16 protein-coding genes and 1 riboswitch are annotated in these 20861 nt (G+C 72.0%); of the genes, 9 read left to right on the forward strand and 7 right to left on the reverse strand.

What is annotated here, in order from left to right:
- Positions 1–29: 29 nt before the first annotated feature.
- The 3 genes from ACGFS9_RS00400 to ACGFS9_RS00410 all read left to right on the forward strand — a co-directional run bounded on the left by ACGFS9_RS00400 (position 30) and on the right by ACGFS9_RS00410 (position 2900).
- A complete protein-coding gene (locus tag ACGFS9_RS00400) occupies positions 30–845 on the forward strand; it encodes an ABC transporter ATP-binding protein (RefSeq protein WP_393249234.1) in 816 nt (271 codons plus the stop codon).
- The gene (locus ACGFS9_RS00405) at positions 835–1698 is read left to right on the forward strand and encodes an ABC transporter permease (protein WP_393249236.1); all 864 of its coding nucleotides are present in this window, start codon (positions 835–837) and stop codon (positions 1696–1698) included. Before ACGFS9_RS00400 ends, ACGFS9_RS00405 begins: the two co-directional genes overlap by 11 nt.
- 140 nt (positions 1699–1838) lie before the next feature.
- Positions 1839–2900 carry an ABC transporter substrate-binding protein gene (locus ACGFS9_RS00410; protein ID WP_393249238.1) on the forward strand — a complete coding sequence of 354 codons (1062 nt, stop codon included), beginning with the start codon at positions 1839–1841 and terminating at the stop codon, positions 2898–2900.
- A gap of 61 nt (positions 2901–2961) precedes the next feature.
- On the opposite strand, the gene ACGFS9_RS00415 is transcribed toward ACGFS9_RS00410, so the two are convergent.
- From ACGFS9_RS00415 to ACGFS9_RS00435, 5 genes are all read right to left on the reverse strand, one after another.
- Entirely contained in the window at positions 2962–3642 is a 681-nt protein-coding gene (locus tag ACGFS9_RS00415) for a response regulator (protein WP_393249240.1), read from the reverse strand.
- A complete protein-coding gene (locus ACGFS9_RS00420; protein ID WP_393249242.1) occupies positions 3639–5357 on the reverse strand; it encodes an ATP-binding protein in 1719 nt (572 codons plus the stop codon). The genes ACGFS9_RS00415 and ACGFS9_RS00420 overlap by 4 nt, the downstream gene beginning before the upstream one ends.
- A gap of 191 nt (positions 5358–5548) precedes the next feature.
- On the reverse strand, positions 5549–6493 hold the full coding sequence (locus ACGFS9_RS00425) for a sucrase ferredoxin (RefSeq protein ID WP_393249244.1): 945 nt from the start codon (positions 6491–6493) through the stop codon (positions 5549–5551).
- 706 nt (positions 6494–7199) lie between these two features.
- Positions 7200–7400, reverse strand: a complete 201-nt coding sequence (locus ACGFS9_RS00430) for a hypothetical protein (protein ID WP_393250456.1) — start codon at positions 7398–7400, stop codon at positions 7200–7202.
- 305 nt (positions 7401–7705) lie between these two features.
- Positions 7706–8233 carry a DUF6082 family protein gene (locus ACGFS9_RS00435; RefSeq protein WP_393249246.1) on the reverse strand — a complete coding sequence of 176 codons (528 nt, stop codon included), beginning with the start codon at positions 8231–8233 and terminating at the stop codon, positions 7706–7708.
- A 346-nt stretch (positions 8234–8579) separates the two neighbouring features.
- Between ACGFS9_RS00435 and ACGFS9_RS00440 the strand changes: the two genes are divergently transcribed.
- Positions 8580–9653: a CobW family GTP-binding protein gene (locus ACGFS9_RS00440; protein ID WP_393249248.1), complete on the forward strand. Its 1074-nt coding sequence runs from the start codon at positions 8580–8582 to the stop codon at positions 9651–9653.
- 6 nt (positions 9654–9659) lie between these two features.
- Here ACGFS9_RS00440 and ACGFS9_RS00445 read toward each other — a convergent pair whose 3' ends face one another.
- Positions 9660–12119 carry a DNA topoisomerase (ATP-hydrolyzing) subunit A gene (locus ACGFS9_RS00445; protein ID WP_393249250.1) on the reverse strand — a complete coding sequence of 820 codons (2460 nt, stop codon included), beginning with the start codon at positions 12117–12119 and terminating at the stop codon, positions 9660–9662.
- Between the two features lie 428 nt (positions 12120–12547).
- On the opposite strand from ACGFS9_RS00445, the gene ACGFS9_RS00450 reads away from it, so the two are divergent.
- From ACGFS9_RS00450 to ACGFS9_RS00465, 4 genes are all read left to right on the forward strand, one after another.
- Positions 12548–13900 carry a M16 family metallopeptidase gene (locus ACGFS9_RS00450; RefSeq protein ID WP_393249252.1) on the forward strand — a complete coding sequence of 451 codons (1353 nt, stop codon included), beginning with the start codon at positions 12548–12550 and terminating at the stop codon, positions 13898–13900.
- Positions 13897–15285: a M16 family metallopeptidase gene (locus tag ACGFS9_RS00455; RefSeq protein ID WP_393249254.1), complete on the forward strand. Its 1389-nt coding sequence runs from the start codon at positions 13897–13899 to the stop codon at positions 15283–15285. Before ACGFS9_RS00450 ends, ACGFS9_RS00455 begins: the two co-directional genes overlap by 4 nt.
- 213 nt (positions 15286–15498) lie before the next feature.
- A riboswitch (cyclic di-AMP (ydaO/yuaA leader) is annotated at positions 15499–15657 on the forward strand.
- A gap of 13 nt (positions 15658–15670) precedes the next feature.
- Complete coding sequence (locus tag ACGFS9_RS00460; RefSeq protein WP_393249256.1) at positions 15671–16435, forward strand: M23 family metallopeptidase; 765 nt, start codon at positions 15671–15673, stop codon at positions 16433–16435.
- 196 nt (positions 16436–16631) lie between these two features.
- Positions 16632–17327, forward strand: a complete 696-nt coding sequence (locus tag ACGFS9_RS00465; RefSeq protein WP_393249258.1) for a GntR family transcriptional regulator — start codon at positions 16632–16634, stop codon at positions 17325–17327.
- A gap of 225 nt (positions 17328–17552) precedes the next feature.
- Here the strand turns inward: ACGFS9_RS00465 and ACGFS9_RS00470 are convergent, their stop codons facing one another.
- Positions 17553–17834: an HPr family phosphocarrier protein gene (locus tag ACGFS9_RS00470; protein ID WP_393249260.1), complete on the reverse strand. Its 282-nt coding sequence runs from the start codon at positions 17832–17834 to the stop codon at positions 17553–17555.
- A 166-nt stretch (positions 17835–18000) separates the two neighbouring features.
- Here ACGFS9_RS00470 and ACGFS9_RS00475 point away from each other — a divergent pair, with 166 nt between their 5' ends.
- Entirely contained in the window at positions 18001–20838 is a 2838-nt protein-coding gene (locus ACGFS9_RS00475; RefSeq protein WP_393249262.1) for a GNAT family N-acetyltransferase, read from the forward strand.
- Positions 20839–20861 lie beyond the last annotated feature (23 nt).

A 20861-nucleotide genomic window follows, 5' to 3' on the forward strand; every position in this document is an offset into this window, starting at 1 on the left:
GGCCCGGACCACATCTACGGTCCCGGCTCATGAGCGCAGACACCGGCCCCGCCATCGAGCTGCGGGGCGCGAGCAAGATCTTCAAGACCCCGTCGGGGGGTCTGCACACAGCCGTGCGGGAACTCGACCTGACCGTCGCCAGAGGCGAGTTCGTCGCCGTCGTCGGCCCCACCGGCTGCGGAAAGTCCACCACCCTGACCCTGGTCAGCGGCCTTGAGGAGCCCACCGAGGGCGAGGTTCTCGTCACCGGGGAACCCGTCGACGGCGTCGGGAGCAAGGTCGGCTTCGTCTTCCAGCAGGACGCGACCTTCCCCTGGCGCACGGTCCTGTCCAACGTGATGGCCGGCCCCCGATTCCGCGGCGTCCCCAAGGACGAGGCCAGGGCGCGGGCCCGCGAGTGGCTCGCCCGGGTCGGGCTCGCGGCCTTCGAGGACCGGTACCCGCACCAGCTCTCCGGCGGTCAGCGCAAGCGCGTCGCCCTCGCCGCGACCTTCGTCAACGACCCCGAGATCCTCCTGATGGACGAGCCCTTCTCGGCCCTCGACGTACAGACCCGGGCGCTGATGTCCGACGAACTCCTCGAACTGTGGGAGGGCACCGGTGCCTCGGTCGTCTTCGTCACCCACGACCTGGAGGAGTCCATCGCGCTCGCCGACAAGGTCGTCGTGATGACCGCCGGCCCCGCCACCGTGAAGCAGGTCTTCGACATCGACCTCCCGCGACCGCGCAAGGTCGAGTCGATCCGGCTGGAACCACGGTTCATCGAGATCTACCGCGAGATCTGGGAGTCCCTCGGCGAAGAGGTCCGCATCACCCGCGAGAGGGGTGCCGCCGATGTCGCCTGAAATCCTCAGCACACCTGTCGTCGAGACGGCCAAGGCGCCCGGCCGCGAACAGTCGCGCGCCCGCGCCGCGCGCAGGCGCCGGATCATGGTGAACGCCGCCCGAGCCGCGCTCCTCGTCGCCTTCCTCGGCCTCTGGGAGGCACTGTCCCGAGCCGAGGTCATCGACCCGTTCAACTTCTCGATGCCCTCGAAGATCTGGGACCAGGCCTACACCTGGGCGACCCACGGCACCGCACTCGGCTCGCTCGGCGAGCAGATCTGGTACACGCTCCACGAGGCGCTGCTCGGCTGGGGCATCGGCGTCGTCGCGGGTGTGGTGTTCGGCATCGCCCTGGGGCGGATCACGTTGCTCGCCGACGTGCTCGGCCCGTACATCAAGGTGCTCAACTCCATACCGAGGATCGTGCTCGCCCCCATCTTCGTGATCTGGTTCGGGCTCGGACCCGCCTCGAAGGTCGCCTCGGCCGTGGTGCTCGTCTTCTTCCCGGTGTTCTTCAACGCCTTCCAGGGAGCCCGGGAGGTCGACCGCAACCTGGTCGCCAATGCCCGCATCCTCGGAGCGAGCGACCGGCGGGTGACCCTTCAGGTCGTCATCCCGTCCGCCACGTCGTGGATCTTCACCAGTCTCCACGTCAGTTTCGGCTTCGCCCTCATCGGCGCCATCGTGGGCGAGTACATCGGCGCGACCAAGGGAATCGGCCTGCTCGTCGCGCAGTCGCAGGGAACCTTCAACGCGGCCGGCGTGTACGCCGCGATGGTCATCCTCGCCGTCGTCGCCCTGCTCGCCGAAGGACTGCTGACGTTCGCCGAGCGGCGCATCTTCCGCTGGAAGCCGTCGGACTCCGGCAACTGACACCCGCTACGCACCCGCACGGCCCGACGACCCCCGCGGCCCGCGGAGGCCCACCGCCGGTGCGCGGAATCCGCACCCCTCCCGCACCCCTCCCCGCACCCCGTACATCCCCGGAATCCCTTCACAAGGACGTGAACCACATGCGCATCACCGCCCGTCGCTCCGCTCTGGCCGGCGCCGCACTGCTCGCCCTCTCCTCGCTCACCGCCTGCGCCAACGACGCGGCGAGCCCGACGGCCGCCTCCGGTGACATCGGGGGAGGCGGCACGGGAGAGCACGTCAAGATCATGGTCGGCGGACTCGACAAGGTCATATACCTGCCCGCGATGCTCACCCAGCGGCTCGGGTACTTCAAGGACGAGGGTCTCGACGTCCAGCTTTTGAGCGAGCCGGCCGGCGTCCAGGCCGAGACCGCCCTCGTGTCCGGGCAGGTGCAGGCCGCCGTCGGGTTCTACGACCACACGCTGGACCTCCAGACCAAGGGCAAGGCCGTCGAATCCGTCGTGCAGTTCTCGCACGCTCCCGGGGAAGTGGAGATCGTCTCCGCCAAGCGGACGGGCGACATCACCTCGCCCAAGGACTTCAAGGGCCGCAAGCTCGGCGTCACGGGGCTCGGTTCGTCCACCGACTTCCTGACGAAGTACCTGGCCGTCAAGAACGGCGTCGAGGTCAGCGAGTTCACACCGGTCGCCGTCGGAGCCGGGCCCACCTTCGTCTCCGCCCTGCAACAGGGTTCCATCGACGGTGGCATGACGACCGATCCCACCGTCGCCACCGTCATGGCGAAGAAGCTCGGCAAGGTCCTCGTCGACATGCGCACGCCCGAGGGATCGCAGGAGGCACTCGGGGGGCCCTACCCCTCCTCCAGCCTCTACATGCGCACGGACTGGGTGAACGGCCACAAGGACACGGTGCAGAAGCTCGCCGACGCCTTCGTCAAGACGCTCCGGTGGATGTCCACGCACAGCGCGTCCGACATCGCCGCCAAGATGCCCGCGGACTACTCCCAGGGCGACAAGAAGCTGTACGCCGCGGCGATCCGCAGCACGCTGCCGATGTTCACCGAGGACGGCGTGATGCCGAAGAACGGCCCCGAGACCGTCGAGAAGGTCCTCAAGGCGTTCAACCCCAACATCCGCAACGCCGACGTGGACCTGGACAAGACCTACACGACCGAGTTCGTGGACAAGGCCGCCGGCTGACCGGCTGAACGCGCCGACCGGCTGAACCGGCGGGCAGGGGGCCGCCCGGGCGTTCCGGGCCTCAGACGCGGGTCGCCCAGACGTAGCGATGCTCCGGGCGGCCCGCTTCGCCGTACCTGAGGGTCAGCGCGGCCCGCCGTGTCCGCTCCAGCAGCTTCAGGTAGCGCTGTGCGGTCTGCCGGCTCAGCCCGGTCGCCTCGGCGACCTGCTGCGCCGACAGCGATCCCTCGGCATCGATCAGAGCGCGCCGCACCAGGTCGGCCGTCGCGGGGGAGTGGCCCGTGGGAACACCCGGTTCGGCGGTCGCGGAACAGGCCCCGAAAAGCCGGTCCACCTGCTCCTGACCGGCCTCGCCCTCGCCGTGCAGGGCGTGCCGGAGCTCCGCGTAGGCCTCCAGTCTGTCGCGCAGCGCGGCGAAGGCGAACGGTTTGATCAGGTACTGGAGCGCCCCCAGGCGCAGGGCGGCCCGCACGGTGGCGATGTCACGGGCCGCGGTCACCATGATCACGTCGGTGCCGTCGCCGCGCCGCCGCATCTCGCCCACGACCGCGAGACCCGTCCGGTCGGGCAGGTGGTGGTCCATGAGGACGAGGTCGAGGCGGGGCAGCGTCTGCGTGAGCCGCAGCGCCTCCGCCGCGCCGTGCGCCCGGCCCGCGACCCGGAAACCCGGAACCTTGGCGACGTAGGCGGCGTGGACCCGGTTCACCCGTTCGTCGTCCTCCACGACCAGGACCTCGATCACGGGGACTCCTGCGCCGGGCCCGGCGCGCACCGGTCGTCTCCCGAACCGGCGGTCACCGCAGGCGCGGAGCCCCGGCAGGCGGCCCCGCCGTCGTGCCGCGACGGTGATTCGGCGAGTGCCTCCGGAAGGACGACCGTGAACTCCGCGCCGCCGCCCTCTGCGTCCGCCACATGCGCCCGGCCCCCCTGCCGCTCGGCGAACCGGTGCACGAGGGAGAGGCCGATGCCGCGCTTGCCGTGCGCCGGAGGCTCCTTGGTGCTCCAGCCGTCGGCGAAGACCAGCTCGCGGTGGTCCGCCGGAATCCCCGGCCCGGTGTCCCGGACCCGCAGCACCACGGTCCGCTGCTCCGCGCGCAGTTCGACCTCCACGCGCGCGTGCTGCGTGCCCGCGACGGCGTCCAGCGCGTTGTCGACGAGGTTCCCCACGACCGTCACGAGTCCGCGCGGATCGACCAGCCGGTTCGGCAGCACCGTCCGGTCGGAGATCCACAGCGCCACTCCGCGCTCCGCCGCCACCGTCGCCTTGCCGACCAGCAGGGCGGCAAGCAACGGATCGTGGATCTTCTCGGTGACCTGTTCCGCGGTGACCCTGTGGTCGCCGACGACCTCGCCGACGAACTCCACGGCGTCCTCGTACATCTCCAGTTCGAGCAGCCCCAACAGGGTGTGCATGCGGTTGGCGTGTTCGTGATCCTGCGCGCGCAGCGCGTCGATGAGCCCGCGGGTGGAGTCCAGCTCACGGCCCAGCTGCTCCAGCTCGGTGCGGTCGCGGAGCGTGGCGACGGCGCCGCCGTCGTCGGTCGGCATCCGGTTCGCGACCAGCACGCGCTGACCGCGGACGGTGAGGAGATCGGTGCCGCCGACCCGGCCGGCCAGCACGTCGGTGGTACGACCGGCCCCCAGAGCGGTGTCCAGCGGCTGCCCCACGGCCTCGCCGCCGACCCCCAGCAACCGCTGCGCCTCGTCGTTCAGGAGGCGCACGCGACCTTGAGGGTCCAGGGCGACCACGCCCTCCCGGATGCCGTGCAGCATCGCCTCGCGTTCCGCCAGCAGGGCGGAGATGTCGGAGAACGCCAGGTCGCGCGTCTGCCGCTGCACCCTGCGGGAGACGAGGTACGCGGCCAGCGCGCCGACGGCCATGGCCCCGCCCGCGTAGGCCAGCAGGCCCGGGACCGCGTCGACGAGTCCGGCCCGCACGCTGTCGTAGCGGATGCCCACCGACACCGCCCCGACGATCCGTCCCGTCGTGTCGCGCAACGGGACCTTGCCCCGTGCGGAGCGCCCCAGCGTCCCGGTGTCGATCTCCATGACGTCTCGGCCGTCCAGGGCCTTGTGCGGGTCCGTGGACACCGGCTTGCCGATCTCCGCCGGGTCGGTGTGCGACCAACGGATGCCGCGGGTGTCCATCACCACCACGTACTCGGCGTCGCCGGCCTTCCGTATCCGCTCGGCCTCTGCCTGGACCGGCCCGGCCGCCGAGGGGCGTGTCGTGACCAGGTCCTCGGCGATCTGCGGCTGCACGGCCGTGGTCTGCGCGATCGCGAGGGCCCGCCGCATGGCCTGGTCGTCCAGCTGCGCGCTGAGCCGCGCGAGGAACAGACCGGTGGCGAGAACGGCGACTCCGGCGGCGACCGCGATCTGCATCAGCAGGACCTGCGAGAACACCCGTCGCGGCATACCGAGGCGCAGGCGCCGCGCGGAGGGAGTGGGGCTCATGTCCCGACCGTACGGGGGCACGTGTGCGGGATCGAGGGGTGTGTGGCGGGGATCTCTTGATCAACAGCGGGACGGTTCCGTGGCAGGCCGGCCGGCGCCCCTGGGGCAACCCGCCCCGGGTCGCCGTGTGCCTCTTGCTGCCGAGGCCCGGGGGCACGCGGGGTCTGCCTCCCGACGGACGCCTCGGGGCGTCAACCGGCCCTGCGGTCCGCCGTCCCGTCCCACCGGCGAACGGACACCACGTCCATCCGGGCCGGGGACCCCAGCGCCGCGCCGCAGGATTCCGGACGGGGCGGCGAGGAGTTTCCCTGCGCGACGACCACCCGCCACAGGCGCCCGTCGTCGTGGGCCACGGTGACGTCCCAGCGAGGCGCGGCCCCGTCGGTGCGCACCACCTTCAGCACCCCGGCGGCGTGCTCGCCCGCAGCGGTCCGAACCGCCAGTTCGGCCGCCTGGCCCGGCCGCTCCCAGGCGGAACTGCCGCGGCAGCCCTCGGTGACGACGCGGCCTTCGCGGACGCCCTGCAGGACCTCCTTGACGGCGTGGGCCTCGGCGCGCCCGTACGCGTACCCGTACGGGAGCACGAGCACGGTGGGGGAGAAGCGATGACCGCCCAGATGGGTGACCTCCCAGACCCCGTCCACCCCGGACGAGGCCAGTTCCGCGGCCAACGGCCGGCCGAGCAGGGCGCAGCAGCGGTCGCGCCGGCCGTTGGTGCAGACGAGGGCGAGCGGGCCCTGCGTGTGGGGGCGGCCCCGGAGGACCTCGTCGAAGGACCGCGGATCGCCGCGGCCGAGCGCGGCGAGGTCGAGATCGAGCAGACGAGCGGGGTCGGACACCCGGGCGGCGCGCAACCAGACACCGCCCGCGGTCGTGTGGGCCGCGTACACGTGCCGCTCGGTGGGTGTTCCGTGGTCGGCGTGCCGACCGGGGCGGCGGATGAGGGCGATCCGCACGCCCGTGGCCTGCGCGGCCGATTCGAGGGCTCGGCCGAGTGCGGGGTCCAGGTGGCTGGAGGTGAGCGCTCGGGCACCCCAGGGTCCGGGCTGCTCGATCAGCAGCCACGTCCTCGCGGTGGCCGCGGTCCCCGCGAGGGGCTCGTCGAGGTGCCGCGACGCGCTGGTGCACGTTCTCACAGAGGTGAGCCTAACCTGACTCGCCCCGGAGCGTCCTCCGGCCGCGCAGGCGCGGGCCTCCGGGCCGCGGGCTGCGCGGCCGGGACGGGGAGGAGCGGGTGGCGGGGGAGCCTGTGTCGCGCGCGGCGACGAGGGTCAGGGACTTCGGGGAGGCGGACCGCGCCGGGACGGCGGATCGAGCGCCGCAGGGGCCGAGCAGGTCCGGCGGCGGAGCGGAGATTTCCGGCGACGGAGCGGGTGTTCCCGGACGGCAGACACGCTCCCGGCCCCCGGGCCGGGGACCGGCGCGGGGCCCCGATGCGGCCCGCACGGTCTCCCGGCGGCCCAGGGGGAGTGGCTGCGGTCGACGTTCCCCCGCGTCAGTGGCCGCTCGGAGGCGTACGGAGCCGGCGCTCGGCCTACTCCTCCGGGACGTCGGCGCTCCAGCCGGCCATCCGGACCCGCGGCCCGCTCCGTGGGGCCGGGCCCGCCGGTGGCGGCGCCCGGCGTGACGTGACGGTGTTCCGAAGTGGGCTTGGCACCTGGACGGTGCCAAGCCCGGCGAGTCGTGCGGCGATCCACGCCGTGCGCGGTGTGCACCGGCGGCGCGTCGGACGCTGCGGCCGGCTACCGCCGACTCGCCTCGCAGGTCAATGAGTGGCGGTCACCGGTCCGTTGAGGCGGCATCGGAGGGAAGTCATCGGACCTGAAACAAGGGAAGCGTCGCCTAGGCGTCCGGGATATCCGCTTTCGCGTGAATGAGCGTTTCGCGGGTGACCACGACAATTCTTTCGTAATCCGCCCGGGATGCGTCGGCCGGAAGTTCGGCGTCCAGCTTCTCGGTGAGATCTTCGCCGATGACGGCGAACCTTCCGTCGGAAAGTTCAAAAATATCCGGACAATTGGCACCGGTCGTGCTTCCGCGCATGCTGGGAGGAGTGCCAATCCGACGGATGATGTGACTCACTGTTCCTGCGTTCCTTTGGTCGAGAGGTGCTCTTGCGCGCGCCGATGCTGCGCGGCGCGGCGCGACTGCCCTGTGGGGCTGCGGCCTCGACGACCAGCGGCGGCGTCGGTCGGGGTCGACTCAATGCGCGATAACGCAGCAGTCAACTCAAAGACCATCAACTAAACGGTGCGCTTTGCCACTTCGTTATGGGCCGTCAGTGTGACCGTCTCGACCGGGTGGCGCACGTCGGGATCCGTGCGCCGGGGTGCGGCAGGTGAAGCGGTCTATTCGCTGGGAGGCTCGCCCACGACCCACCACTCGTCCGTGTCTGTTTCGTCCAGCTGTACGAGTAGATCTTCGACCATGCGTCCGATTTGGGCTTCGTCCGACGTGCTGATCAGCGTGGCTCGATGGGGGCGTGTCGCGTACCAGTACTCGCGAAAAATCGGATGCTGGAGCATCCCCCGCGCGAAGCCGAAGAACTCTTCGCGCGTCATGTTGCCCATGCGGTAGTAACACAAGGCGTTGGTGTACAAGGCGTTGGTGAAGAGGAACTGGCGCTGCTTCTTCTGCGAGACGGTCCCCTCGTAGGTGTCCAGCACCTCGGCCAACTCGGGATCGTCCATCGCCTTGCTCAGCAGTTCCCAGTGGAGTCGCTGCTGATGGGCGAGATTGGCCTGGCGCTGCGCCTGCGCCGCCTGTTCCAGCAACTCGATCCGGGTGTGGAGGGCGCCGAGACGGGTCCGCTGGGCGGCGAGTGTCAGCGCGGCTCCCGTGACAAGACCCATCGCCGTGGCGGCGGTACACCTCATTCCGCACCATCTGGTTATCCGTTTGACCATGTCAACCCCCGAATCAGGCGACCGTCCGCCGGCCGTCCGGTGTGGTGCGACACGGAGCGGACCGGCGGGCGGCGCGCTTGCCGTCTCCCAGTTTTGCCGAGCCGCTCTGATCGGCAGGGAGGCGGAGAGGAGGCGCACGGAGGGACGTGCGGGTCGCGGTTCCCGGCGCCATGCCCAACGTGTGCCCCGTGAGCGCCGCCGACAATCGTTCAGTTAGGGGCGATTCCTCCCCCTCGTATGCTGGGTCGGTATTCGTTCCGTGTGTGCGCGCCGGTCCCGTGAGCCGGTGCGCGCACAGGTCTCCGAGAGGCGCACGGTGAGTCAGTCGAGTCCACGGCAGATCCCGGTCATCGTCCTGGCGGGCTTCCTGGGCTCCGGCAAGACCACGCTGCTCAACCACCTCCTGCATCGCAGTGGAGGCAGCCGGCTCGGAGCCGTCGTCAACGACTTCGGCGCGATCGAGATCGACGCGATGGCGGTGGCGGGGGCGCTCGGCGACTCCACCGTCTCGCTCGGCAACGGGTGCCTGTGCTGCGCCGTCGACGTGAGCGAACTCGACCGGTATCTCGACCGGCTCGCTCAGCCCTCCGCCCGCATCGACGTCATCGTCATCGAGGCGAGCGGGCTCGCCGAACCGCAGGAACTCGTCCGGATGGTCCTCGCCAGCGAACACCCGGGGATCGTCTACGGCGGCCTCGTCGAGGTCGTCGACGCCGCCGAGTTCGACGCCACCCGCGACAGGCATCCCGAGATCGACCGGCATCTGGCCCTGGCCGATCTCGTCGTCGTCAACAAGACCGACCGGGCCGACGACGCGGAGCGCGTCCTGCGCGTCGTGCGCGAGCTGGCCGACGGTGCCGCGGTGCTCCCGGCCCGCTTCGGCAGTGTCGACCCCGAGTTCCTGTTCGACTGCCGGCCGAGCGAGGAGCGCGTCGGGCAACTCTCCTTCGACGACCTCCACGACCGGGAGGCCGCAGACCACGGGGAGCCCGGTGACGGGCCGTCCGGACACGCGGGCCACCTGCACGCCGCCTACACGTCGCTCTCGTTCACCGCCGACGTCGCGATGGATCCCCGGCGTCTGATGGCCTTCCTCGACAGCCGGCCCGAGGGGCTCTACCGGATCAAGGGATACGTCGACTTCGGCGTCCGGGACACCCGCAACCGGTACGCCGTGCACGCCGTCGGCCGCTTCCTCCGCTTCCACCCCGAGCCCTGGGCCGGTACGGACGAGCGTCTGACCCGGCTCGTCCTCATCGGGGCGGGCATCGACACGGCGGCACTGGCCGAGGAACTGGAGGCGTGCACGGAGGACGCCCCGCACGCCGACGAGCACGGCATGTGGGGCGTCCTGCGCTACGTGCGCGAGCCGGATGATCCCGAGAGCTGACCCGGGCTACACCGGGCCCGCCACCACCGACACCGTCTTCCCCAGGGAGACCCCCGAACCGTCACGGCGCGGATCGATCTCCGGCAGGTCGACCGGGGTGCCGTTCCGCTGTGCCGCACGCCCCGGAGCCGGGCCCGCCCACGCCAGCGACAGGCAGTCCTCGCCCTTGAGGAACCGCTGGCAGCGCACACCGCCGGTGGCGCGTCCCTTGCGCGGGTACTGGTCGAACGGCGTCAGCTTGGCCGTGGTCTGGACCGAGTCGTCGAGCGTCCCGCGCGAGCCCGCCACCGTGAACACCACGGCGTCCACCGCCGGGTCGACCGCGGTGAAGGAGATCACCTTCGCGCCCTCGGCGAGCTTGATGCCCGCCATGCCGCCGGCGGCACGCCCTTGCGGGCGGACCTGCGCGGCCTGGTAGCGCAGCAGCTGGGCGTCGTCCGCGATGAAGACCAGGTCCTCCTCGCCGGTGCGCAGCTCCGTCGCGCCGACGATCCTGTCGCCGTCCTTCAGGGTGATGACCTCCAGCTCCTCCTTGTTCGAGGGGTAGTCGGGCACCACGCGCTTGACGACACCCTGCTCCGTGCCGATCGCCAGGCCGGGCGACGACTCGTCGAGCGTGGTCAGGCAGACCACCGTCTCGTCCGGCTCCAGCTGGGACAGGAACTCCGAGACCGGAGCACCACCGGAGAGGTTCGGCGCCGCGGCCGTCTCCGGCAGCCGGGGGAGGTCGATGACGTTGAGGCGCAGGAGCCGGCCCAGCGAGGTGACGGCACCGATCTCGCCGCGCGCCGTCGCCGGCACCGTGGAGACGATCACGTCGTGCTTGGTGCGCTTGCCGTCCGGGTCCTGGCCGAGCGGGTCGCCGGTCGCCGTGCGGGCCAGCAGCCCCGTCGAGGACAGCAGCACCCGGCAGGGGTCGTCGGCCACCTGGAGGGACACCGTCGGGGCGGGCGCGCCGGCCGACTCCAGCAGCACCGTGCGCCGCTCGGTGCCGAACTTCTTCGCCACCGCGGCGAGTTCGCCCGAGACCAGCTTGCGCAGCTCCGCGTCCGACTCCAGGATGCCGGTCAGCTCGTCGATCTCGCCCATCAGGCGGTCCCGCTCCGACTCCAGCTCGATGCGGTCGAACCGGGTCAGGCGCCGCAGCGGCGTGTCCAGGATGTACTGGGTCTGGATCTCGGAGAGCGAGAAGTGCTCGATCAGGCGCTCCTTGGCCTGGGCCGAGTTGTCGCTGGAGCGGATGAGCCGGATGACCTCGTCGATGTCCAGGAGGGCGACGAGGAGCCCCTCCACCAGGTGGAGGCGGTCGCGCTTCTTGCCGCGCCGGAACTCGCTGCGGCGGCGGACCACGGTGAACCGGTGGTCGAGGTAGACCTCCAGGAGCTCCTTGAGGCCGAGGGTGAGCGGCTGGCCGTCCACCAGGGCCACGTTGTTGATGCCGAAGGACTCCTCCATCGGCGTCAGCTTGTAGAGCTGTTCGAGGACCGCCTCCGGCACGAAGCCGTTCTTGATCTCGATGACCAGGCGCAGTCCGTGCGCGCGGTCGGTGAGGTCCTTGACGTCGGCGATGCCCTGGAGCTTCTTCGAGCCGACCAGATCCTTGATCTTGGCGATCACCTTCTCCGGGCCGACGGTGAAGGGCAGTTCGGTGACGACGAGGCCCTTGCGGCGGGCCGTGACGTCCTCCACCGAGACCGTGGCGCGGATCTTGAAGGTGCCGCGGCCCGACTCGTAGGCGTCCCTGATGCCGCTGAGGCCGACGATCCGGCCACCGGTGGGCAGGTCGGGGCCCGGGACGTGCTTCATCAGCGTCTCGAGGTCGGCCCCGGGGTGCCGGATGAGGTGCCGGGCCGCCGCGATGACCTCGCCCAGGTTGTGCGGCGGCATGTTGGTCGCCATGCCCACGGCGATGCCCGACGAGCCGTTGACGAGGAGGTTGGGGAACGCGGCCGGGAGGGCCACGGGCTCCTGCTCCTGCCCGTCGTAGTTGGGCGAGAAGTCGACCGTGTCCTCGTCGATGGACTCCGTCATCAGGGAGGTCGCGTCGGCCTGGCGGCACTCGGTGTAGCGCATCGCGGCGGGCGGGTCGTCGTTGCCGAGCGAACCGAAGTTGCCGTGGCCGTCGACCAGCGGCAGGCGCATCGAGAAGGGCTGGGCGAGGCGCACCAGGGCGTCGTAGATCGACGCGTCACCGTGCGGGTGGAGCTTGCCCATGACCTCGCCCACGACACGGGCGCACTTCACGTAGCCGCGATCGGGGCGCAGGCCCATCTCGTTCATCTGGTACACGATGCGGCGGTGCACGGGCTTCAGGCCGTCCCGGGCGTCCGGCAGGGCTCGCGAGTAGATGACCGAGTACGCGTATTCGAGGAAGGAGCCCTGCATCTCGTCCACGACGTCGATGTCGAGGATCTTCTCCTCGTACGAGTCGTCGGGCGGCGGGGTCTTCGTGCTGCGGCGGGCCATCGCTGCTGCGGCTCCTTCACAGTCTCTGCCGGGGCATGAACGGGATCTGACGCGGACCATTGTGGACCGAGCCGCCGACAACGCGGACCGCGACCCGTCCGTAGCGGTTCCGCGGAGCGCTCCGCGGAGGCTCTCACGACCGTGCCGGCGGCCCTGCCGAGGCCCCCGGCCGTCCCCGGTCGGCCCTCGGCCGGCCGCTTCCCGATCCGCCCCGGGCCCGCTCCGCACCCGTCCCGGAGGGCGGGTCCGGACGTCGCCGTCCGGGTCCGCGGCCGGCCGGCCCCGCGGAGGGGTCCGGGGATGCGGAGGGGGCGCACGCGTCTCGCTCTCGGCGTACGAGGTGCGGGAACTTCGCCAGGCGTCCGCGCGCTTGCATACAGTGGCAGGACCGACAGGAATGACGCAGTTCCGCGATCGAAGGGACGTACATGCCCATGGGTCACACGGCCGCAGCCGAGGCAGGCTCCGGCGGCCTGACAGCGACCGAGCACCGCCTGGCCAACGGCCTGCGCGTGGTGCTCTCCGAGGACCACCTGACCCCGGTCGCGGCGGTGTGCCTCTGGTACGACGTCGGCTCCCGGCACGAGGTCAAGGGCCGTACCGGACTCGCCCACCTCTTCGAGCACCTGATGTTCCAGGGCTCCCACCAGGTCCACGGCAACGGTCACTTCGAACTCGTCCAGGGCGCCGGCGGCTCCCTCAACGGCACGACGAGCTTCGAGCGCACCAACTACTTCGAGACCATGCCCGCCCACCAGCTGGAGCTCGCCCTCTGGCTGGAGGCCGACCGCATGGGCTCGCTGCTCGCCGCCCTGGACGACGAGTCGATGGAGAACCAGCGCGACGTCGTGAAGAACGAACGCCGGCAGCGCTACGACAACGTCCCGTACGGCACCGCGTTCGAGAAGCTGACCGCGCTCGCCTACCCGGCGGGCCACCCGTACCACCACACGCCGATCGGGTCGATGGCGGACCTGGACGCCGCCACCCTGGAGGATGCCCGCGCGTTCTTCCGCACCTACTACGCGCCCAACAACGCCGTCCTGTCGGTGGTCGGCGACATCGACCCGGAGCAGACGCTCGCCTGGGTCGAGAAGTACTTCGGCTCCATCGCCGGGCACGACGGCAAGCCCGCCCCGCGGGACGGCGCGCTGCCCGAGACCATGGGCGGGCAGCTGCGCGAGGTCGTCGAGGAGGAGGTGCCGGCCCGCGCCCTGATGGCCGCCTACCGCCTCCCGGAGGACGGCACGCGCGCGTGCGACGCCGCGGATCTGGCGCTGACCGTGCTCGGCGGCGGAGAGTCCTCCCGGCTCTACAACCGTCTCGTCCGCCGCGACCGCACCGCCGTCGCGGCCGGCTTCGGTCTGCTGCGGCTGGCCGGGGCGCCCTCGCTGGGGTGGCTGGACGTGAAGACGTCCGGTGACGTGGAGGTCCCGGTCATCGAGGCCGCCGTCGACGAGGAGCTGGCGCGGTTCGCCGCGGAGGGCCCCACCGCCGAGGAGATGGAGCGCGCGCAGGCCCAGCTGGAGCGCGAGTGGCTGGACCGGCTCGGCACGGTCGCCGGACGGGCGGACGAACTGTGCCGCTACGCCGTCCTGTTCGGTGACCCGCAGCTGGCCCTGAGCGCCGTGCAGCGCGTCCTCGAGGTCACCGCGGACGAGGTCCGGGAGGTCGCCGCGGCCCGCCTGCGGCCCGACAACCGCGCCGTGCTCGTCTACGAGCCCACCGCCCCCGAAGCCACCGACGCCGCTGACGACACCGACGAGGAGGCGGCGAAGTGACCGAGCTCGCCACCATGGACTTCCATCCGCAGCCGCAGGCCGGCCGGCCCAAGCCGTGGGCCTTCCCCGCGCCCGAGCGCGGCACCCTGGGCAACGGCCTCACCGTCCTGCGCTGCCACCGCCCCGGCCAGCAGGTCGTGGCCGTCGAGGTGATCCTCGCGGCACCGCTGGACGCCGAGCCAGAGGGGCTGGACGGCGTCGCCACGATCATGGCGCGTGCCTTCTCCGAGGGCACCGACAAGCACTCGGCCGAGGACTTCGCCGCGGAGCTGGAGCGCTGCGGCGCCACGCTCGACGCGCACGCCGACCACCCGGGGGTCCGGCTCTCCCTGGAGGTGCCCGTCTCGCGCCTGGCCAAGGGACTCGGGCTCCTCGCCGACGCCCTGCGCGCCCCGGCCTTCGCGGACGGGGAGATCGAGCGGCTGGTGCGCAACCGGCTCGACGAGATCCCCCACGAGACGGCCAACCCGGCCCGCCGCGCGGCCAAGGAGCTGTCCCGGCAGCTGTTCCCCGCGACGGCCCGCATGTCGCGCCCGCGCCAGGGGACCGAGGAGACCGTCGAGCGGATCGACTCCGCGGCCGTACGGTCCTTCTACGAGAAGCACGTCCGTCCCGCCACGGCCACCGCCGTCGTCGTGGGTGACCTCACGGACGTCGACCTGGACGCCCTGCTCGGCGACACCCTGGGCTCCTGGACGGGTTCGTCCGCCGAGCCGCGCCCGGTGCCGCCGGTGCACGCCGACGACACCGGACGCGTGGTCATCGTGGACCGTCCCGGCGCCGTGCAGACGCAACTGCTGATCGGGCGCGTCGGCGCCGACCGGCACGACCGTGTGTGGCCCGCCCAGGTGCTCGGCACGTACTGTCTCGGCGGCACCCTCACCTCGCGCCTGGACCGCGTCCTGCGCGAGGAGAAGGGCTACACCTACGGCGTGCGGTCGTTCGGGCAGGTCCTGCGCTCCGCCCCGGACGGCTCCGGTGCCGCCATGCTCGCGATCAGCGGCTCGGTGGACACGCCGAACACCGGCCCGGCTCTGGACGACCTGTGGAAGGTCCTCCGCACGCTGGCGGCCGAGGGGCTGACGGACGCGGAACGCGACGTCGCCGTGCAGAACCTGGTGGGTGTGGCGCCCCTCAAGTTCGAGACCGCCGCCGCCGTCGCGGGCACGCTCGCCGACCAGGTCGAGCAGTTCCTCCCGGACGACTACCAGTCGACCCTGTACCGCCAACTGGCCGCCACCGGCACGGTGGAGGCCACCGCCGCCGCCGTCAGCGCCTTCCCGACGGACCGTCTGGTGACGGTCCTGGTGGGCGACGCGGCCCGGATCGCGGAGCCGGTCAGGGCGCTCGGCATCGGCGAAGTCAGCGTCGTCTCCGCCGAGTAGGACCGTGTGACCGAGATGGGCCCTGGTGACCGATGCGTCGCCAGGGCCCTCCTTTACGCGGACATCGTCGCCAAGATGTCCGTATTGGTACGGAGGTTGGCTTCTGCGCTGTGGGATGCGCTACAAAAAACGTGATCCGTTTGTTGTTCGAAAGACGCCGCGTCTAGCGTCGGTCCGGCTGTTCGTCAGGCAGTGCGCCGCGCCCGCGGCACCGGACAGTCATCGCCGAGTCCCCGCATGGCGCGAGCCAGGGGAGCCGGGGACCCACACGCAGTCCCTGGGGTGAATCGGACGCCCTCCCGGAGGGGGTCCGTAGGAGACCTTCCTGCTCCGAACCCGTCAGCTAACCCGGTAGGCGAGAAGGAAGGAAAGGACCAGCCCCTTCATGGCGTTCACCTGTGGCACCGGGAAGCATCGTCGTCCGGGCCGCGTTCAGCGCGGCACGAAGAACGCCGTCGGCGTCGCGGCCCTCACCACCACCGGTGTCCTCGGAACCCTCGCGGCCCCGGCGTTCGCCGCCGAGTCCTCCGTCGAGCAGACCGGACTGACCCAGGCCGTCACCATCGGCGGCTCCGTCGCCGAGCAGATCGACGAGCAGGCCGCCGCCCAGCAGCACGCGGCCGACGTGGCCGCCGCGCGGGAGAAGGCCGAGCAGGCCGCGCGCAAGAAGGCCGCCGAGCAGGCCGCGCAGGCCCGCGAGGCCAAGGAGCGTGCCGCCCGCGCCGCCGAGCGCAAGCGGCTCAACAGCTTCGTCACGCCCATCCCCGGCTCCTACGTCTCCACCGGCTACCAGGCCGGCGGCAGCCTGTGGTCCTCCGGCAGCCACACCGGTGTCGACTTCCACGCGGCGTCGGGCACCTCGGTGCACGCCGTCGGGGCCGGCACCGTCGTCACGGCCGGCTGGGGCGGTGCCTACGGCAATCAGGTGGTGATCAAGATGCACGATGGCACGTACACCATGTACGGGCACCTGTCGTCGATCGGGGTCTCCGTCGGCCAGGCGGTCACCCCGGGGCAGCAGATCGCGCTCTCCGGGTCGACCGGCAACACCACGGGACCGCACCTGCACTTCGAGGCGCGCACCAGCGCCGAGTACGGCTCCGACATGGACCCCGTCGCCTACCTCCGCTCGCACGGCGTGAACGTCTGACGACCGCTTCGCCGCTTCTCCGCCGATTTCGATGCCCCGGCTCACCGAGCCGGGGCATCGTCGTTTCCGGGGTCGCCTGGCCAAAAAATATCCATGGATTCGGTCCTCCCATCGGAAATTAAGGCTTCCTGCAATAGAGTCGCTGAACAAGCGTCAATCGATGGCGTTTCGCGGGGATTAAAGCGGAGGTCGGATCATGCGTATTCCGGCGCACTCGGTATGCACGGCAATCCGTGACGACATCGTGGCGGGCGTCTACGAGCGAGGCGGCCGGCTCACCGAGGAACTGCTCGCCCGGCGCTACGGCGTCTCGCGCGTCCCCGTGCGCGAGGCCCTGCGCACCCTGGAGGCCGAGGGGTTCGTCGTCACCCGCAGGCACGCGGGGGCGTGCGTGGCCGAGCCCACCGAGCAGGAGGCGGCGGATCTGCTGGAGATGCGCATGCTGCTGGAGCCGATGGGTGCCGCGCGGGCCGCGCAGCGCCGCACCGAGGCGCACCTCAAGGTGCTCCGGGGCCTGGTCAGGCTCGGCCAGGAGCGCTCCCGGCGGGGCAACAGCGAGGACCTGCGCTCCCTGGGCGGCTGGTTCCACGAGACGCTCGCCCAGGCGTCGGGCAGCCCCGCGCTGACGTCGACGCTGTCCCAGTTGCGGCACAAGATCGCGTGGATGTACCTGGTGGAGGCGCCCGCCAATGCCGCGGAGTCCTGGGCCGAGCACGGCGCCATCGTGGACGCGGTCGCCCGCGGGGACGGGGAGCGGGCCCGTGCGATCACCGCGCTGCACGTGGAGCGCTCGGCGCCGGCGCACCGGCTCCGATTTCCCGCGGGCGGCGACCGCCAGGACCGTGTGAGGACTTCGCAACATCCCGTAAACATGACGGGCCAACGCCATTAACATGGGCGCCGTATACAAAGAAGGTTATTCGGGTGGCCGACTATTCTGCCGCCGCTTCATTCGTGTGCCCGACATTCCGGAGTGCGCTCCTTTCGTTCCGGGCGGCGCGGCCCGGGTGCCGTTCCGGGGAATTCTCGGACCGGTGTGCGGAAACGGCCGAGCCGCGCCCCCGGTGCAGGGTGGCGCGGCTCGGCCGTGTGGCGCCCGCGGGCCTCGTGGGCCGGCTCAGACGGTCTCGGGCAGCTCGTCGAGCCCCTCGGCGACCAGCTTGGCCAGGCGGTCGAGAGCGGCGTCCGCGCCCTCGGCGTCTGACGCGAGGACGATCTCCTCGCCACCCTGGGCGCCCAGGCCGAGGACCGCCAGCATGGAGGCCGCGTTGACGGGGGTGCCGTCGGCCTTGGCGATCGTCACGGGGACACCGGAGGCCGTGGTGGCCCGGACGAAGATGGAGGCGGGGCGGGCGTGGAGGCCCTCAGCCCAGCCGACGTTGACGCGGCGCTCAGCCATGTGATGCTGCCCTTCAGGTGTTCAGGGTTGTCTAGACCAGTGTCCCATATCGGGAAGCGTGCCCGGACGGGTGCCGCGCCCCGCCCGCGGACGGCGGCCCGTCGCGACGCCGTATCCCACAGAGTGCCTCGCGCCGCTGTCCTGCGCGAGCCGTAGTCTGGGGCCCATGCAGACCCCGTCGGACCGGCACGAGTACCCCGCGCACTGGGAGGCCGACGTGGTGCTGCGCGACGGCGGCACCGCCCGCGTCAGACCCATCACGACCGACGACGCGGAGCGCCTGGTCAGCTTCTACGAGCAGGTCTCGGACGAGTCGAAGTACTACCGCTTCTTCGCGCCCTACCCCAGGCTGTCCGCCAAGGACGTCCACCGCTTCACGCACCACGACTTCGTGGACCGCGTCGGCCTCGCCGCCACGGTGGGCGGCGAGTTCATCGCGACCGTGCGCTACGACCGGATCGACGCCCGGGGCCTGCCCGCCTCCGCCCCCGCCGACGAGGCGGAGGTGGCCTTCCTCGTGCAGGACTCCCACCAGGGCCGCGGCGTCGCCTCGGCGCTGCTCGAACACATCGCGGCCGTGGCGCGCGAGCGCGGCATCCGCCGCTTCGCCGCCGAGGTGCTGCCCGCCAACAACAAGATGATCAAGGTGTTCACGGACGCCGGGTACACCCAGAAGCGCAGCTTCGAGGACGGTGTCGTCCGCCTGGAGTTCGACCTCGAACCCACCGACCGGTCCCTCGCGGTGCAGCACGCCCGCGAGCAGCGCGCCGAGGCCCGGTCCGTGAAGCGGCTGCTGGCGCCCGGCTCGGTCGCCGTGATCGGTGCCGGACGCGCCCGGGGCGGGGTCGGCCGCAGCGTCCTCGACAACCTCCGGCAGGCCGGCTTCACCGGCCGCCTGTACGCGGTGAACAGGGCACTGGAGGAGAAGGAACTCGACGGCGTCCCCGCCCACCGCTCCGTCCGCGACATCGGGGAACCCGTCGACCTCGCGGTCGTCGCCGTCCCCGCCGAGCAGGTCCTCGACGCCGTGACCGAGTGCGGCGAACACGGTGTGCAGGGACTCGTGGTCGTCTCCGCCGGCTACGCGGAGAGCGGGCCGGCGGGGCGCGAACGCCAGCGCGAACTCGTCCGGCACGCGCGTACGTACGGGATGCGCATCGTCGGGCCCAACGCCTTCGGCGTCATCAACACCTCCCCGCAGGTGCGGCTGAACGCCTCGCTCGCCCCGGAGATGCCGCGCCCGGGCCGGATCGGGCTCTTCGCCCAGTCCGGCGCCATCGGCATCGCCCTGCTCTCCCGGCTGCACCGGCGCGGCGGCGGGGTCACCGGGGTGACCGGCGTGTCGACCTTCGTCTCCTCCGGCAACCGCGCGGACGTGTCCGGCAACGACGTCCTGCAGTACTGGTTCGACGACCCCGACACCGACGTCGCCCTGATGTACCTCGAATCCATCGGGAACCCGCGCAAGTTCACCCGCCTCGCCCGCCGGACCGCGGCGGCGAAGCCGCTGGTCGTCGTCCAGGGCGCCCGCCACGGCGGAGCGGCCCCCCAGGGGCACGCCGTACGGGCCACCCGGCTGCCGCATGCCACCGTCTCGGCCCTGCTGCGCCAGGCCGGGGTGATCCGGGTGGACACGATCACCGAACTGGTCGACGCCGGACTCCTGCTGGCCCGCCAGCCCCTCCCCAGAGGCCCCCGGGTGGCGATCGTCGGGAACTCCGAGTCGCTGGGCCTGCTGACCTACGACGCCTGTCTCGCCGAGGGCCTGAGGCCACTGCCCCCGAAGGACCTGACCACCGCGGCCTCGGCGGCCGACTTCCACCGGGCGCTGTCGCAGGCCCTCGCCGACGACGGCTGCGACGCCGTCGTGGTGACGGCCATCCCGGCGGTGGGCGAGAACTCCACGGCCGACGCCGCCCTCGCCGAGGCCCTGCGCTCCTCCGCGGCGGCGGCCCCCGCCAAGCCCGTCCTCGTCGTGCACGTCGAGCTGGGCGGGCTGGCCGAGGCACTGTCCGCCGCCGCCAGCACCGCTCCCCAGGCCGCCGGGCCGGCGGCCGGCGCGGCCCCCGGCGCCGCCCGGCGCTTCCACCCCGCCGACGGGACGGCGCCGGCCCAGCCGGGCCCCGCCACCGGCCCGGACTCCCGGCTCATCCCCGCCTACCCCGCCGCCGAGCGCGCCGTCCGCGCCCTCGCCGAGGCCGTCAAGTACGCCCAGTGGCGACTCGACGCCGAGGAGCCGGGCAAGGTCCCGGAGTACGAGGACATCGACGAGAAGGGCGCGGCCGGGCTCATCGACGGCCTGCTCGGACGCGGCGAGGGGCTGACCCTCGACGGCCCGGACACCTGCGCCCTGCTCGGGCGGTACGGCATCGACGTGCACCGCGCCCTGCCCGCCCCCACCCCGGACGACGCCGTGGCCGCCGCGGGTGCCCTCGGCTATCCGGTGGCCCTCAAGACCACCGCCCCGCACCTGCGGCACCGCGCCGACCTCGGCGGCGTGCGCCTCGACCTGGCGGACGAGGAGCAACTGCGCCGGGCATACGCGGAGTTGACCGCGCTCTTCGGCACACCCGCGGTGCTCCGCCCCGTGGTGCAGCGGATGGCCCCGCGCGGGGTCGACACGGTCGTCCGCGCGGTGATCGACCCGGCGGCCGGGGCGGTCCTCTCCTTCGGACTCGCCGGAGCCGCGTCCGAACTGCTCGGGGACACCGCGCACCGGCTCGTCCCGGTCACCGACCGGGACGCCGCCTCCCTCGTCCGGTCGATCCGGACGGCGCCCCTGCTCTTCGGCTGGCGGGGCTCCGCGCCGGTCGACACCGCCGCCCTGGAACAGCTCATGCTGCGTGTGTCCCGGCTGGTCGACGATCACCCGGAGGTGGTCGCGGTGGCCCTGGAGCCGGTGGTGGTCGCCCCCACCGGCATCAGCGTCCTGGGCGCCACCGTGCGGCTCGCGCGCGCCCCGATCCGCGACGACCTCGGGCCCCGCACCCTGCCCGTGGTCTGACCCGGCCCGGACGTCCACTCCGG

The organism is Streptomyces sp. NPDC048566, from assembly GCF_043199735.1.
Lineage (GTDB): Bacteria > Actinomycetota > Actinomycetes > Streptomycetales > Streptomycetaceae > Streptomyces.